Here is a 14,214-nt window from a genome sequence, read left to right as displayed (position 1 = left end):
GGTAAGTTAATGTATAATATAGATATCATATATTATAAATATAGTTGTAAAGGTGGGATATTCATGAGTAGAGATAATATAACAGTTGGATTTATTGGAACCGGTGTAATGGGAAACAGTATGGCAATGAATATATTAAATGGCGGATATAATCTTTTGGTATATAATAGGACCAAGTCAAAAGCTGATAATTTAGTTAAAAAAGGAGCCAGGTGGAAGGACACAGTAGAAGAAATTTCAAAAGAATCGGATGTCATTATTTCTATAGTTGGTTATCCTAAAGATGTAGAAGAAATATACTTGAATGAAAATGGAATCATCAAGAATGCAAAAACAGGAAGTATAATTATTGACATGACTACATCTAAACCATCTCTTGCAAAGAAAATTTATGATGCTGCCATAGAAAAAAATATATATTCTCTGGATGCACCTGTATCTGGAGGGGATGTAGGTGCAAAAAATGCTAATCTTTCTATTATGGTAGGAGGAGATAAAAATATATACGAAAAAATGAAACCTATATTTCAGCTAATGGGAAAAAATATAGTATGGCAGGGGCAAGCAGGAGCGGGTCAGCATACTAAAATGTGCAATCAGATAGCAATAGCGTCAAATATGATGGGTGTATGCGAAGCTATGGTATATGCAAAAAAAGCTGGACTTAATGTTGAAAATGTACTTAAAAGTATAGAAACAGGAGCAGCAGGAAGCTGGTCTCTTAGCAATTTAGCACCTAGAATGGCAAAGGGTGATTTTGAACCGGGATTTTATGTTAAACACTTTATAAAGGATATGAATATAGCACTAAGTGAAGCCAAAGATATGAAGCTTGAAACTCCCGGACTTAAGCTTGCAAAATCACTATATGATGAACTACTAAATGAAAATAAAGGAGATTGTGGAACACAGGTTTTATATGAATTACTGAATAAATAAGGTATAATTTATTTAATAAAGCATTTATTGGGGGTGATATTGTGTTAAAGAAAGTATATGGACTAATTTTGTCGTTTTCAATTTTTATACTTCTTTTTATGGGACAAACTGTTTATGCTGATGAAAATTATAAAGTTTGGAATACTAATGGAGTAGTAACAAGTACAGACTCAAATAAGACAATTAATGTAACCTTTAATAAAGATGTGGATGTAAATTCTGCAAAAGATTTTGTCAAAGTTTATGAAGATGACAATAATTCAAATATAGCATTAAATATTTCAAGCGCTAATAAGAATATACTCCAGATTTCTCCAAAAGAATCATATGTGGAAGGAAAAAGTTATACGTTAACTGTAAGTAATGGGCTGAAAGATATATACGGGAATACATTAAATCAATCTGTCAAGTATAATTTCAAGATAGATGAGATTAAAAAACCAACTAGCAGTGTGGTAACTAATACAGATTCAACAAGCGATGATAATGCAATAAATATAAATAGTTATACTGATTATTATAATGCTTTAAAAAAGGCACTCTCGAATTATGATTCAAAATTAGTTGTCAATATAAATAATTATGACAAAAATACATACAGTTTGAGTGTTATAGATAAAGTGATGGATGATTCGCCAGATTTAAGAGCATGGTATGAAAGTGCTTCATGTACTATTACTTACAGTAGTCCTGTAAATATGAGTATAGAGTTTAAGTACAGCGATACTAAGGATAATTTGGTAAAAAAAGATAACCTGATAAAGGAAAAAGTTTCAAAAGTAGTTAATAGTGTTACTGATTCCAATATGAAGGATTATGAAAAAGAGCTGGCAATTCATGACTATGTTGTTAATAATACAAAGTATGATCAAAGGGCGGAAACAGGAAATATGCCGACTGATTCTTATACAGCTTATGGTGTTTTAATAAATGGTATTGGAGTTTGTCAGGGATATGCAGATGCCATGTATAGGCTTCTAACGGCAGCTGGAATAGAGAACACAATGGTAATAGGAGAAGCTAATAATGGGGATGGAACATGGGTTGGACATGCATGGAATGTAGTCAAAATACAGGGGCAGTACTACGATGTTGATACTACCTGGGATGATCCTGTAACAAGTAGTGGGGCAGATGTTATTTCCCATAACTATTTTAATCTGACGGATTCGGAACTTTCAGTGGATCACAGCTGGACAAAAGGAGAATATCCTCAGGCTAATGGTACTGAGTACAGTTATAGAAACATAATGCTTATGGAGAGAAGATACAATACATCAAGTTTATTTGGTTTTGTTTAAAAAAATAATGACTGAACTTGTTATAAAAGAAGGTTCAGTCATTATTAAAATTATTACTGCTTTGACATCTGTTTTGATTTTTCAGTACAGGTATTTACAGCATCTATTACTGCATATCTAAAGTTATTTTTTTCAAGTGAACGTACTGCATCAATTGTAGTCCCTGAGGGAGAACATACGTTGTCCTTTAATACACCTGGATGAAGTTCTGTTTTTAGAACCATTTTAGCTGATCCAAGTACCGATTGGGCTGCAAATTTATAAGCACTTTTTCTTGGCATACCTTGAAGCACTGCTGCATCTGCCATAGCTTCTATAAACATATACACATATGCAGGGGAAGAACCACTTACACCTGTTACAACATCCATTAATTTTTCATCGACAATTTCAGATTCACCAAGACTGTTAAATATAGCTGAAACCTGTTCTTTGTTCTTGTCGTCTAAATTATTTCCAAAACATATAGCAGTCATAGCTTCCTGAACCATTGCAGGTGTATTTGGCATAGTCCTTGCAATTTTTATATCTTTACCAAATAGTGATTTTGTTTTTTCTATAGTAATGCCTGCAGCAATTGTAACAATTATCACATCTGATTTTACACAATCTTTAATTTCAGCAATTACTTCAGGATATTTATTAGGCTTTACAGAAAGTATAATTATGTCAGAATTTTTAGCTGTATATGTATTGTCGTTAGTTGTCAGAACTTTGTATTTATCTTTTACACTTATTAATTTACCATCAGATGGGTTACTTACAACTATGTTCTTAGGTGAGATAGTTCCAGAGTTTACAACTCCACCTATAATAGCTTGTGCCATATTTCCGCATCCAATTAAACCGAGCTTACTGTCCATTAGTCAACACTCCTTGAAAACTTATAAATTTTTATGATATAATTTTTAGAATAGATGTATACTATATTCAATTATACACTAAAATTATAAAAGGAGTTAATGAATGTGCTGCAGGGGTACAATCAAAATTATACAATCATGAATGATAGACAGAAATATATAGAGGGTGCCAAAAGAATAGTAATCAAGGTTGGAACATCAACTCTGACATATAAAAATGGACTTTTAAATCTATACATGGTAGAACATTTAGTAAGACAAATTGCCGATTTACAAAGTTCCGGGAAGGAAGTAGTTGTTGTTACTTCAGGTGCTATAGGTGCAGGAATAGGAAAATTAGGTTTAAAGGAAAAACCAAAAGATATTCCTGAAAATCAGGCTGCTGCTGCTGTAGGGCAGGGAATACTTATGAATACTTACGAAAAGTTTTTTTCAGAATATGGAAAAACTGTAGGACAGATACTTATTACCAGGGAAGATATATCTCATAAGGACAGGCTTTTGAATGCTAAAAATACTTTCTCGGTTTTGCTTGAGAGGGGAGTTATACCTATAGTAAATGAAAATGATGCCATAGTTGTAGACGAAATTAAATTTGGAGATAATGACACTTTATCTGCTAGAGTTGCATCTATTATAGGTGCAGATTTATTAATACTTTTATCTGATATAGATGGACTTTATAATGATAACCCAAAAGACAATCCAAACGCTGTTTTAATAGATGAAGTTATGCAAATAGACGATAAAATAGTAGGATGTGCTGGGGGAGCAGGCAGTGAGCTTGGCACAGGAGGCATGGCAACAAAAATAAAAGCTGCAAAAATTGCAACTTCGAATGGTGTATCCATGATAATTGCAAATGGAGAAGTTAGGGATATAATAAGAAATGTAATTTCATGTGAAAATGTGGGAACCCTGTTTGTAGCTAAGAAGAACAGCTAAAAACTGTTAATTGAAAAGGATGGATTATAATGGATATAAAAAAATATGTTATAGAAAAATGCAGACTTGCTAAAAATGCTTCAAGAAAGCTCTCATATACAGGTACTTTAGCTAAAAACAAAGCACTTTTAAATATGGGAAAAGCACTTTTGAAAAATAGTGATTATATAATAGATGAGAATAAAAAGGATGTAAAAAATGCCAGAAATAAAGGTATTTCAGAATCACTAATTGATAGACTTATGTTAGATGATAAAAGAATAGAGAATATGGCAAATACATTGAATGATACGGCAGCATTACCAGATCCAGTGGGAGAGGTAACAAAAATGTGGAAAAGGCCAAATGGAATAAGAATAGGAAAAATGAGAGTTCCACTTGGAACTATAGGCATTATTTATGAGGCAAGACCTAACGTTACGGTAGATGCAGCAGCACTGTGCATAAAATCAGGAAATGCAGTTATATTAAAGGGCGGAAGTGAGGCAATAAATTCAAATATTGCAATATATAATGTAATATCAAAAGCTTGTGAAGAATCTGGAATTGAAAAGGGAGCAATACAGTTTATAGACATAACAGACAGAGAATCCGTAGAAGTCATGATGAAATTAAATGAATATATAGACGTTCTCATACCAAGAGGCGGAGCAGGTCTTATAAAGAATGTAGTAAAGAATTCTACAGTGCCTGTAATAGAAACGGGACTTGGAAATTGTCATGTATATGTAGACAGCGATGCTGATTTTGAAATGGCAGAGAATATAGTCATAAATGCCAAAACTCAAAGACCGGGAGTTTGTAATGCAATGGAAACACTTCTTGTGCATAAGGATATTGCAGATAAATTTCTTCCACATATGTGTCAAAGATTAAAAGCCTTGAATGTTGAAATAAGAGGCTGTGATATTACAAGAAAAATTGTAGAAGATATACTTCCTGCAACAGATGATGATTGGGCAACTGAATTTTTAGATCTGATACTGGCAATTAAAGTTGTACCTTCTATAGATGATGCAATAGAACATATATATAAATATGGAACTAAGCATTCTGAAGTTATTGTGACAAACAATTACTTTAATTCTGAAAAATTCTTAAAGGAAGTGGATGCGGCAGCAGTTTATGTAAATGCTTCTTCAAGGTTTACAGATGGAGGACAGTTTGGATTTGGAGGAGAAATAGGAATAAGCACCCAAAAACTTCATGCAAGAGGACCTATGGGACTGAATGAACTTACAACATCAAAATATATAATTTATGGAGATGGACAGATAAGAGAATAATTTATAATAAATTATAAGGGAGTTTTGAACTATGAAGATAAAAACAATTTTTACTAAATTAATTGTGCTGCTTATGGCTGTATGCATAATATCACCACTTTCAGGAAATGTTGTTCATGCAGATGCTTATAAAGTTGTAACTTTAGGTGGAAATCTTACAGACGCACAAAAGGAGCAAATGCTCAAATATTTTGGAGTTAGCAGACAGGAAGCTAATGTAATAGAAGTTAACATAGATGAAGAAAAAAAATATCTGAGTGATGTAGCAAGCAGTGATCAGATAGGTACAAAATCTATATCCTGTGCCTATGTGGAGCCTACTTCAAGTGGTGGATTGAATGTAACAACTAATAATATATACTGGGTAAGCAGCAGTATGATAAAAAATGCACTTATAACAGCTGGAATAAAAAATGCAAATGTTAAAGCAGCTGCACCTTTTAATGTATCAGGTACCGCAGCACTTACAGGAATTCTAAAGGGATTTGAAAACAGCAGTGCTGGCAGCAAAATTGATGAAAATAAAAAGAAAGTAGCAAATGATGAACTTATGACTACTGGAGATCTTGGACAAAAGATAGGAAAAGATAAGGCTGCAGGGGTTGTAAATGACATTAAGAAGCAGGTAATTCAGGACAAACCTAAAGATGATGCAGAAGTAAGGAAGATAGTTGAAAATGTAACTAATAATTATAATCTTAACTTGAGTTCACAGGATATTGACAAGTTAACTTCACTTATGAACAAAATAAATGGATTAAACTTGAATTTTGGAGATTTAAAGGGACAATTAAATGATGTGTCAAGTAAGCTCAAAGGAGCTATAGGCAGTGAACAGGCACAACAAGCAAAGGGATTTTTTAGCAAATTTATGGATTCCATTGCAAATTTCTTCTCAAATCTTTTCTAAAATTATTAACTATTAATTATTAACTATTAATTATTAACTAATTTGTGGGGCGACATAAACATGGAATTTGAAAATTATAAAATAGAGACATTTATACCACAACAAAAATAAATGTTATTCCGATTATTTCAGTTGAATGAAAAAATAAAAATTGGAGAGCCGAACGAATTGTCGACTCTCCTTAATTATTAACTCTTAACTAACTGCCTGCATTGTGATAAAAAATATTTATGAAAATCTAAATTTTCTGTAAGCTCAGGGTGAAATGAAGTTACCAGAATATTTTTATATTTTGCGGCAACTGTATTTCCATTTACTTTGCATAAACTCTCTACATCAGAGCCTAGTCTTGTAATAAAAGGAGCTCTTATAAATACAAGAGGTATTTTATGTGGAGATACATCTTTAATTAATGCATTTTCTGAAAAACTGTCAATCTGGCTTCCATATGCATTTCGCCTTACTGTAATATCTATTACCCTTAAGTAACTTTTATCTGAATTTTCTATATTGTTTGCGAGTAATATCATACCTGCACAGGTTCCCCATACAGGAAGACCATTTAATATTTTTTCCCTTAGAGGTATCATCATATTTGTATCTTTTAGAAGTTTTCCTATAGTTGTACTTTCTCCTCCGGGAAGTATTATTCCATCGATATCGTCAAGCTGATCTGGATTTTTTATTTCAACTGCAGAAGAGTTAAGAGCTTCAATATGCTTTATATGCTCTATTACTCCTCCTTGAAAGGAAAGTATTCCGATTTTCATGACTACCAGCCTCGCTCTGCATATTTTTCATTTAAGTTATCTATTTCAAGTCCTGGCATTGCATCACCTATATCTTCTGAAACTTCCTCAATTTTTTTAGGATCATTGTAATATGTTGTAGCAAGTACTATGGCATTGGCTCTCTTTTCTGGATTTTCTGATTTGAATATTCCAGAACCTACAAATACACCTTCAGCTCCGAGCTGCATCATAAGTGCTGCGTCTGCTGGTGTTGCAATTCCACCTGCTGCAAAATTTACTACAGGAAGTTTACCATTTTCCCACACAAATTTTATTAAATCATAAGGTGCCTGAAAATCTTTTGCAATTGTCATAAGTTCCTCTTTTTTCGCACTTTTAACCCTTGCTATGTCATCTACCATAGTTCTCATATGAGTTACAGCTTCAACAACATTTCCGGTTCCAGCCTCACCTTTTGTCCTTATCATGGAAGCACCTTCGCCTATTCTTCTGAGAGCTTCTCCCAGGTTTCTTGCACCGCATACAAAAGGTACCTTGAAATCCCATTTGTTTATGTGATAGGAATTGTCTGCAGGAGTCAAAACTTCACTTTCGTCTATAAAATCTATATTTAACTGTTGAAGTACCTGAGCTTCAACAAAGTGTCCTATTCTAACTTTTGCCATAACAGGTATTGATACGGCTTCCTGTATCTCTTTTATCATTTTTGGATCTGACATCCTTGCAACTCCGCCTTGTTTTCTTATATCTGATGGAACTCTTTCAAGTGCCATAACTGCACAAGCTCCTGCTTTTTCAGCAATTACAGCTTGTTCCTTATTTACAACATCCATTATTACTCCGCCCTTTAACATCTGAGCTAAATTTTTATTTATTTCATATTGTCCCATAATATTTTCTCCTTGTATAATTAATTTTTGGTGTATAATAAAACTATAAAAGTGAACTGTGCACATTTCACTATAAATATGAATTGAATTGAGTATAGTTTATAATTTGATATTTGAAAAGTGTACTCATACATTTTAAATGTTAAATTATTATCAATAATATCGAAAAATACCAATTTGATTATTGACAAAAAATACTTTATTAGTATACAATGTAATTGTTCTTTAGTTGTGGAATATCTGCTTCTAGAGATAATATTAAAATCTATACCAGATTGCAAAGAATTTTCTGAGCAAGATGCTGATAGAACATATTTTATAGAGAAGTATTTATCAATTTATTCTTTCTATATTTAATTATATAAGTACTTGTTTTATATAAATTAGTTAAACTTTCAGCACAGCACAGGGGTTTAATTTTTTTTATTGTAGGGAGGAAAAAATTATGAAAATTGACCAGAAGTATTTAGATCCTAATCTTAAAGATTTTATTGATGATGATAAAATATGGGAGCAATTAAATGCAGCGAAAAATCCAGATAAAAGTGAAATAAGAAGAATATTTGACAAGGCTAAGAAAAAAATCAGGCTGGAACCTGAAGAAACTGCAAAATTATTACAAATAGAAGACAAGGACTTGCTTGAAGAAATGTTTTCTTTAGCAAGAAAGATAAAAGAAGAAGTATATGGAGAAAGAATAGTTTTTTTTGCACCATTATATGTTGGAAATAATTGCATAAATAATTGCAAATATTGCGGATTTAGAAATGCAAATGATGCAATAAATAGAAAAACACTTACTATGGATGAGCTTGGTAAAGAAGTTGAAGTTCTAGAAAAAGCAGGACACAAGAGACTTATACTTGTATATGGTGAACATCCTATGTATGATGCGGATTTTATAGCTAAAACCATAAAAAAAGTTTATTCGACAAAAGTTGGAAGAGGAGAAATAAGAAGAGTAAACATAAATGCTGCACCTCTTGATGTTGAGGGCTATAAAAAACTTCATGAAGCAGGTATTGGAACATTTCAGATATTTCAGGAGACTTATCACCATGAGACTTACAAAAAACTTCATCCTAAGGGAGATAGAAAAGCCAACTATGCATGGAGACTTTATGGACTTGACAGAGCAATGGAAGCAGGAATAGATGACCTTGGTATAGGCGCATTGTTTGGACTTTATGATTGGAAATTTGAAGTTATGGGACTCTTATATCACACTATTCATTTTGAAAAAATGTTTAATGGAGTTGGACCTCATACTATATCATTTCCTAGAATAGAACCAGCTCTGGATGTACCTTTCACATTGAATCCTAAATACAGGGTATCAGACGAAGATTTCAAAAAATTAGTAGCCATACTTAGACTTTCAGTGCCTTATACAGGTATGATTTTAACAGCAAGGGAAAGCACTAAGGTTAGGGAAGAAGTGCTACCTCTTGGAGTATCACAGATAGATGCAGGTTCTAGAATCGGTATCGGTGGCTATGCAGAATATGATGAAGGATTGATACCTGAAAAGGAACAGTTCCAGCTTGGAGACATGAGGAGTCTTGATGAGGCAGTAAGAGATGTATGCAAGCATGGATGTATTCCTTCATTTTGTACAGCTGACTATAGATGTGGAAGAACTGGAGCTCACTTTATGGGTATAGCTAAGAAAGGATTAATCCACAACTACTGTATTCCAAATGCAATATTTACTTTTAAAGAATATCTTCTTGATTATGCTTCACCTGAAACTAAAAAAGCAGGAGATGAAGTTATAAACAAGACAATAAAGAAATTTGAACCTGCTAAACAGGATATAATAAAGAAAAAATTGCAGCTTATTGTCGATGGACAAAGGGATATATATATCTAAAGTTAATGTAGATGAGGGTTTGGTATGGATAAAACAAAATTTAAGAAGTTTGTAGAAAGTAATTTAAAAGAGGCATTCAAGCAGACGAATTTAAAAGATGCATTTAAAATGTTATGTGAGAATACTGCTGAATTCTATAGTGGAACCCAGGTTGTATTTGCAGAAAGATTTACAAAAAGAATAGAGTACATTATAGGAGCGGGGACTGAAACTTTTATGCCGCAGGAAAAAATAGAGCTTGATGAAAGATATGTTGTATTTCTTCAAAGTTTTGAAAATGTATCCGCTTATGAGAAGGATGTTTTAGTATCTCTTTTTAAATTAGTTGTGGCTGTTAAAAGATAATAATAACATATATTTTGTAATATAAAATGATATAATCTTTAAAATTGATTTCCTGGTTTAATTTTGTTTTTTGAAATTAATCCGGGAAATTTTTAAAAAAAATATACTATCATAGATAAATTTAATATAACATTTGTCATATTAAATTTATATTAAAACCAATTTTTTTAATAATATATATAATATTATTTAATATTTGATAAATTATTACACAAATGTTTTGATAATATTAGGTAAATTTGTTATTATTAATAGTAGTAAGTAAATTAATTAAAAAATGAGGTGGATTATAAAATTGAATATTTTACAAAAATTAAATGTTAAAGCACGATTAATGGTATGTTTTGTAATTATAGCACTGATGGTATTTATAGTTGGTATTGTTGGAACAATAAGTGTCAGAAAAGTAAATTCAAATTCTAAAGTTATATTTGATAAAAATCTTCAGAGCGTTTATCTATCAGTTAGCATAGAAAAAAACTTGACAGAGATAAGGGCCAACATAATGAAATTAATTTATCAAAAGAATCAATTACAGAGTGCTTCGAATGACATGAATAAAAGTATTAATAGTACAAATGAAGCTATGAAGAAATACGATAATTTAGATTTGAATTCTTCAGAAAAAAAGATTGGAATGAACTTAAAGACAAAATAAATCAATATATGGAAGTAGGAAAAAAAGTAAACAATTATGTTTCTCAAAATAATTTAAATGGAGCAAATAATGAATTTAAAAAAATAACACCTCTCAGAAAAAGTGTTTTTTCAAGTCTTGACAAATTAATAGAGGATAATAGAAATAGTGCCGATTATGCAAATTCAAGTAATGAAAAAGTGTATTCTTTTTCAAGTATAGCAAATTTTATTATAACTATACTGGGGCTTTTGATTGCTATATTATTAGGAATATTTACTTCAAAAAGTATAAGTGCCCCATTATCTAAAATAGAAAGATTCGCAGAAAATCTTTCAAATTATGATTTTTCACATACGTATAGTACTAATATAAAAGATGAATTTGGACATGCTATTAATGAATTGGGTAAAGCACAGGAAAATGTAAAAAAACTCATATTTACAATTATGGATAATTCTCAGGAAATGAGTGCTTCGAGTGAAGAACTTTCTGCATCCGTAGAGCAGATAACAGCAAAATTTGAAAGTATAGAAAATGCTACAGATGGTATAGCAAATGGGGTTCGCCAAAACAGTTCCGAATCAGAGGAAATAAGTGCATCGGTACAGGAAGTTGACTCAAGTGTCACTGAACTGGCAAAGCAAGCAGACGAAGCAAGTAAAAGTTCTACTGGGTCAAAGGATAAGGCTACTAAATTTAAAAATAGAATAAATCAATCTGTACAAAAAATAAATAATATTTATAAAGAAAAAGAAGAAAACATAATCAAAGCTATTGAAGATGGAAAAGTAGTAGATAACATAAAAACTATGTCGGATACCATTGCATCTATTGCAGAACAAACTAATCTTTTAGCACTCAATGCAGCAATTGAAGCAGCAAGGGCAGGAGAACAGGGCAAAGGATTTTCAGTAGTTGCAGAAGAAGTTAGAAAATTGGCAGAACAGTCTTCTGATGCAGTAGCTGGTATACAGGATACTATTTCAAAAGTTCAATTTGCTTTTAAGAATCTTTCAGATACTAGCAGTGAAATATTAAAATTTATACAGGATGATGTAAACCCTGAATTTGAGAATTGTGAAAATATGAGTAATGAATACTATAAAGATGCTGATTTTGTAAGTTCAATGTCTGAAAAAATAGCAGCAATGTCAGAGGAACTAAGTGCAACTATGGATCAGGTAAGCGAATCTGCACAAAAAATGGCAGGACTTATGGACAGTACATCAAATAGCACCAACGCTATAAAAGATGGTACTCATGAATCATCACATGGTATAAACCAGATTTCACTTACAGCTCAAAGTCAGGCTGAAATGGCTCAGAAATTACATGAAACAGTGCAGAAATTTAAATTGCAAGAATAAAATTTAAAATATATTTGCATAATTAACCTAGTATATATATAATAATTTTTGAAGTACAAAATTTAATTTATTATTCCTTCTTTATCGAGAAGGTTTTTTTTTCGCACATTAAGAAGACTGCCAATATAGTTTGGAGGAGAAACATGGAACAAAGAAAAAATAAAAATGAGATATATGATGTAAATTCTTTAACGTCTCTTGAAAAACTTGAACCGATAAGAGTAAGACCGGGAATGTACATAGGATCAATAGGAAGCCGCGGACTTCATCACTGCATATGGGAAATATTAGATAATTCTATAGATGAAATATCAAATGGATTTGGAACAGAAGCTGCTGTTATATTAAACAAAGATGGCAGTGTAACAGTAATAGATAATGGAAGGGGAATTCCTACAGGGGTACATAAGCTGAAGAAAAAAACAGGTGTGGAAATGGTATTTACGGAGCTTCATACTGGAGGAAAATTTAACAACAATGTGTATAAAACTTCTGGAGGCCTCCATGGAGTAGGGGCTGCTGTAGTAAATGCTCTTTCAAAGTGGCTCGAAGTTGAAGTTAAGCAGAATGAGCACATATATAAACAAAGATTTGAATATTCCTATGATAAAGCTCTTAAAAAAAATATGCCGGGTACGCCGGTAACTTCTCTTGAAGTAATTGGAGATACAGAAGAAACAGGCACAAAAGTAACCTTTATGCCCGATTCAAGCATATTTTCTACAGTGGATTTTAAATTTGATATAATAGATGAAAGGTTAAAAGAACTGGCTTTTCAGAATAAAGGTATAAACTTAAAGCTTATAGATAATAGAAACGGGGATGAAATAAAAAAAGAATATCATTCAGAAAGAGGACTTCTGGATTTTATAGATTATTTGAATGAAAGTAAAACTACTCTTCACAAAGAGCCTATATTATTTCAAGGAGACAGGAAACTTGAAGATATAAATATGCAGGGAGAAGTGTGCATTCAGTTTACTGATTCTACTACATATCACATACTTAGTTATGTAAATAATATACCAACTACGGAATCAGGAACTCATGAAAGCGGTTTTAAAACCGGCATGACAAGGGCATTTAAGGATATGGGAAAAAAGCTTAATTTAATCAAAGACGTAGAATTTGATGGAGATGACTTAAGAGAGGGAATGACAGCTATAGTTAAGATAAAAATAAGTAATCCTGTATTTGAAGGGCAGACAAAAACTAAGCTTGGCAATACAGAAGCCTATACTATGATGAATGATCTGTCTTATACAAAACTTTGTGAATGGATTGAAGATAATAAGGATACAGCAGCTATTATAATGAATAATGCAATTGATGCTGCTGCAAGAAGAGAAAAAATAAAGAAGATAAATGATGCTGAAAAAAAGAAAATAGGAAAAGGTGCTGCACCGCTTGCAGGTAAAATTGCAGTATGTACATTAAAAGATTGTTCAAACTGTGAGTTTATTGTAGTCGAGGGGGATTCAGCAGGAGGTTCCGCAAAACAGGCAAGGGACAGAAGGTTCCAGACAATAATGCCTTCTAAAGGCAAGATCATGAATACTGAAAAGCAAAAACTTGAAAATGTAATTGGAAGTGAAGAGTTAAAAATATTTAATACAGCAATAGGAACTGGGATACTTGAAAATTACAATGAAAAAGATCTAAAATATGATAAAATCATAATACTTAGTGATGCAGATGTAGATGGATATCATATAAGGACTCTGTGGATGACTTATATATATAGATATATGAGACAGCTTATTTCAAATGGACACCTTTATATAGCATTGCCGCCGCTTTATAAAGTGTATAAACAAAACAGGAGCAAAGAGGTAGTCAGGTATGCCTATAGTGACGGGCAGCTTTCAAGTGCAAAAAAAGAAGTTGGAAAAGGTGCACTTATACAAAGATATAAAGGACTTGGTGAAATGAACCCTGATCAACTGTGGGAAACTACTTTGAATCCTGAAAGCAGAACACTTCAAAGAATAACTATAGATGATGCAGCTAAAGCAGAAAAAATGGTTTCGCTTTTGATGGGAGACGTTGTAGCACCTAGAAAGAAATATATGTATAAATACGCACAATTTTAGATCAGGAGGA

General features: G+C 32.1%; 12 protein-coding genes and 1 pseudogene. 10 read left to right on the top strand and 3 right to left on the bottom strand.

Going from position 1 to position 14,214, the window contains the following annotated elements:
* Nucleotides 1–63: 63 nt before the first annotated feature.
* Both J2Z42_RS09535 and J2Z42_RS09530 read left to right on the top strand, forming a co-directional pair.
* Entirely contained in the window at nucleotides 64–939 is an 876-nt protein-coding gene (locus J2Z42_RS09535; RefSeq protein ID WP_209702405.1) for an NAD(P)-dependent oxidoreductase, read from the top strand.
* A 41-nt stretch (nucleotides 940–980) separates the two neighbouring features.
* The gene (locus tag J2Z42_RS09530; RefSeq protein WP_209702404.1) at nucleotides 981–2,240 is read left to right on the top strand and encodes a transglutaminase domain-containing protein; all 1,260 of its coding nucleotides are present in this window, start codon (nucleotides 981–983) and stop codon (nucleotides 2,238–2,240) included.
* Between the two features lie 53 nt (nucleotides 2,241–2,293).
* Here the strand turns inward: J2Z42_RS09530 and proC are convergent, their stop codons facing one another.
* The gene (gene proC / locus J2Z42_RS09525) at nucleotides 2,294–3,103 is read right to left on the bottom strand and encodes a pyrroline-5-carboxylate reductase (protein ID WP_209702403.1); all 810 of its coding nucleotides are present in this window, start codon (nucleotides 3,101–3,103) and stop codon (nucleotides 2,294–2,296) included.
* 138 nt (nucleotides 3,104–3,241) lie between these two features.
* Between proC and proB the strand changes: the two genes are divergently transcribed.
* The 3 genes from proB to J2Z42_RS09510 are packed head-to-tail and all read left to right on the top strand — an operon-like array spanning nucleotide 3,242 to nucleotide 6,244.
* Nucleotides 3,242–4,048, top strand: a complete 807-nt coding sequence (gene proB / locus J2Z42_RS09520) for a glutamate 5-kinase (RefSeq protein WP_209702443.1) — start codon at nucleotides 3,242–3,244, stop codon at nucleotides 4,046–4,048.
* 29 nt (nucleotides 4,049–4,077) lie between these two features.
* Nucleotides 4,078–5,334 carry a glutamate-5-semialdehyde dehydrogenase gene (locus tag J2Z42_RS09515; RefSeq protein WP_209702402.1) on the top strand — a complete coding sequence of 419 codons (1,257 nt, stop codon included), beginning with the start codon at nucleotides 4,078–4,080 and terminating at the stop codon, nucleotides 5,332–5,334.
* Nucleotides 5,335–5,365: 31 nt separating this feature from the next.
* Nucleotides 5,366–6,244: a DUF1002 domain-containing protein gene (locus J2Z42_RS09510; protein WP_209702401.1), complete on the top strand. Its 879-nt coding sequence runs from the start codon at nucleotides 5,366–5,368 to the stop codon at nucleotides 6,242–6,244.
* 188 nt (nucleotides 6,245–6,432) lie between these two features.
* Here the strand turns inward: J2Z42_RS09510 and pdxT are convergent, their stop codons facing one another.
* Nucleotides 6,433–7,014, bottom strand: coding sequence for a pyridoxal 5'-phosphate synthase glutaminase subunit PdxT (pdxT, locus tag J2Z42_RS09505; RefSeq protein WP_209702400.1), 582 nt, complete (start codon nucleotides 7,012–7,014; stop codon nucleotides 6,433–6,435).
* Between the two features lie 2 nt (nucleotides 7,015–7,016).
* Nucleotides 7,017–7,886: a pyridoxal 5'-phosphate synthase lyase subunit PdxS gene (pdxS, locus tag J2Z42_RS09500; RefSeq protein ID WP_209702399.1), complete on the bottom strand. Its 870-nt coding sequence runs from the start codon at nucleotides 7,884–7,886 to the stop codon at nucleotides 7,017–7,019.
* 445 nt (nucleotides 7,887–8,331) lie between these two features.
* Here pdxS and hydG point away from each other — a divergent pair, with 445 nt between their 5' ends.
* From hydG to J2Z42_RS09475, 5 genes and pseudogenes are all read left to right on the top strand, one after another.
* Complete coding sequence (gene hydG, locus J2Z42_RS09495) at nucleotides 8,332–9,759, top strand: [FeFe] hydrogenase H-cluster radical SAM maturase HydG (RefSeq protein ID WP_209702398.1); 1,428 nt, start codon at nucleotides 8,332–8,334, stop codon at nucleotides 9,757–9,759.
* 24 nt (nucleotides 9,760–9,783) lie between these two features.
* Nucleotides 9,784–10,104 (top strand): hypothetical protein, encoded by a 321-nt coding sequence (locus tag J2Z42_RS09490; protein WP_209702397.1) that lies wholly within the window; start codon nucleotides 9,784–9,786, stop codon nucleotides 10,102–10,104.
* Nucleotides 10,105–10,381: 277 nt separating this feature from the next.
* Nucleotides 10,382–10,887 (top strand): annotated as a pseudogene (locus J2Z42_RS09485) (MCP four helix bundle domain-containing protein); the annotation flags it as partial.
* Nucleotides 10,888–11,190: 303 nt separating this feature from the next.
* Nucleotides 11,191–12,111 carry a methyl-accepting chemotaxis protein gene (locus tag J2Z42_RS09480; RefSeq protein WP_439897326.1) on the top strand — a complete coding sequence of 307 codons (921 nt, stop codon included), beginning with the start codon at nucleotides 11,191–11,193 and terminating at the stop codon, nucleotides 12,109–12,111.
* A gap of 143 nt (nucleotides 12,112–12,254) precedes the next feature.
* Nucleotides 12,255–14,204 (top strand): DNA gyrase/topoisomerase IV subunit B, encoded by a 1,950-nt coding sequence (locus J2Z42_RS09475; protein WP_209702394.1) that lies wholly within the window; start codon nucleotides 12,255–12,257, stop codon nucleotides 14,202–14,204.
* Nucleotides 14,205–14,214 lie beyond the last annotated feature (10 nt).

The sequence above is a fragment of the Clostridium algifaecis genome (assembly GCF_017874415.1).
Taxonomy (GTDB): domain Bacteria; phylum Bacillota; class Clostridia; order Clostridiales; family Clostridiaceae; genus Clostridium_B; species Clostridium_B algifaecis.
The sequence above is the reverse complement of the archived record's forward strand: the minus strand, read 5'-3'. Positions and strand labels throughout refer to the sequence as shown.

Excerpts from the sequence above, each read along its gene's own strand:
- J2Z42_RS09535 (WP_209702405.1), top strand. The coding sequence starts at position 64 with ATGAGTAGAGATAATATAACAGTTGGATTTATTGGAACCGGTGTAATG.
- proC (WP_209702403.1), bottom strand. The coding sequence starts at position 3,103 with ATGGACAGTAAGCTCGGTTTAATTGGATGCGGAAATATGGCACAAGCT.
- proB (WP_209702443.1), top strand. The coding sequence starts at position 3,242 with ATGAATGATAGACAGAAATATATAGAGGGTGCCAAAAGAATAGTAATC.
- J2Z42_RS09515 (WP_209702402.1), top strand. The coding sequence starts at position 4,078 with ATGGATATAAAAAAATATGTTATAGAAAAATGCAGACTTGCTAAAAAT.
- J2Z42_RS09510 (WP_209702401.1), top strand. The coding sequence starts at position 5,366 with ATGAAGATAAAAACAATTTTTACTAAATTAATTGTGCTGCTTATGGCT.
- pdxT (WP_209702400.1), bottom strand. The coding sequence starts at position 7,014 with ATGAAAATCGGAATACTTTCCTTTCAAGGAGGAGTAATAGAGCATATA.
- pdxS (WP_209702399.1), bottom strand. The coding sequence starts at position 7,886 with ATGGGACAATATGAAATAAATAAAAATTTAGCTCAGATGTTAAAGGGC.
- hydG (WP_209702398.1), top strand. The coding sequence starts at position 8,332 with ATGAAAATTGACCAGAAGTATTTAGATCCTAATCTTAAAGATTTTATT.
- J2Z42_RS09490 (WP_209702397.1), top strand. The coding sequence starts at position 9,784 with ATGGATAAAACAAAATTTAAGAAGTTTGTAGAAAGTAATTTAAAAGAG.
- J2Z42_RS09480 (WP_439897326.1), top strand. The coding sequence starts at position 11,191 with ATGGATAATTCTCAGGAAATGAGTGCTTCGAGTGAAGAACTTTCTGCA.
- J2Z42_RS09475 (WP_209702394.1), top strand. The coding sequence starts at position 12,255 with ATGGAACAAAGAAAAAATAAAAATGAGATATATGATGTAAATTCTTTA.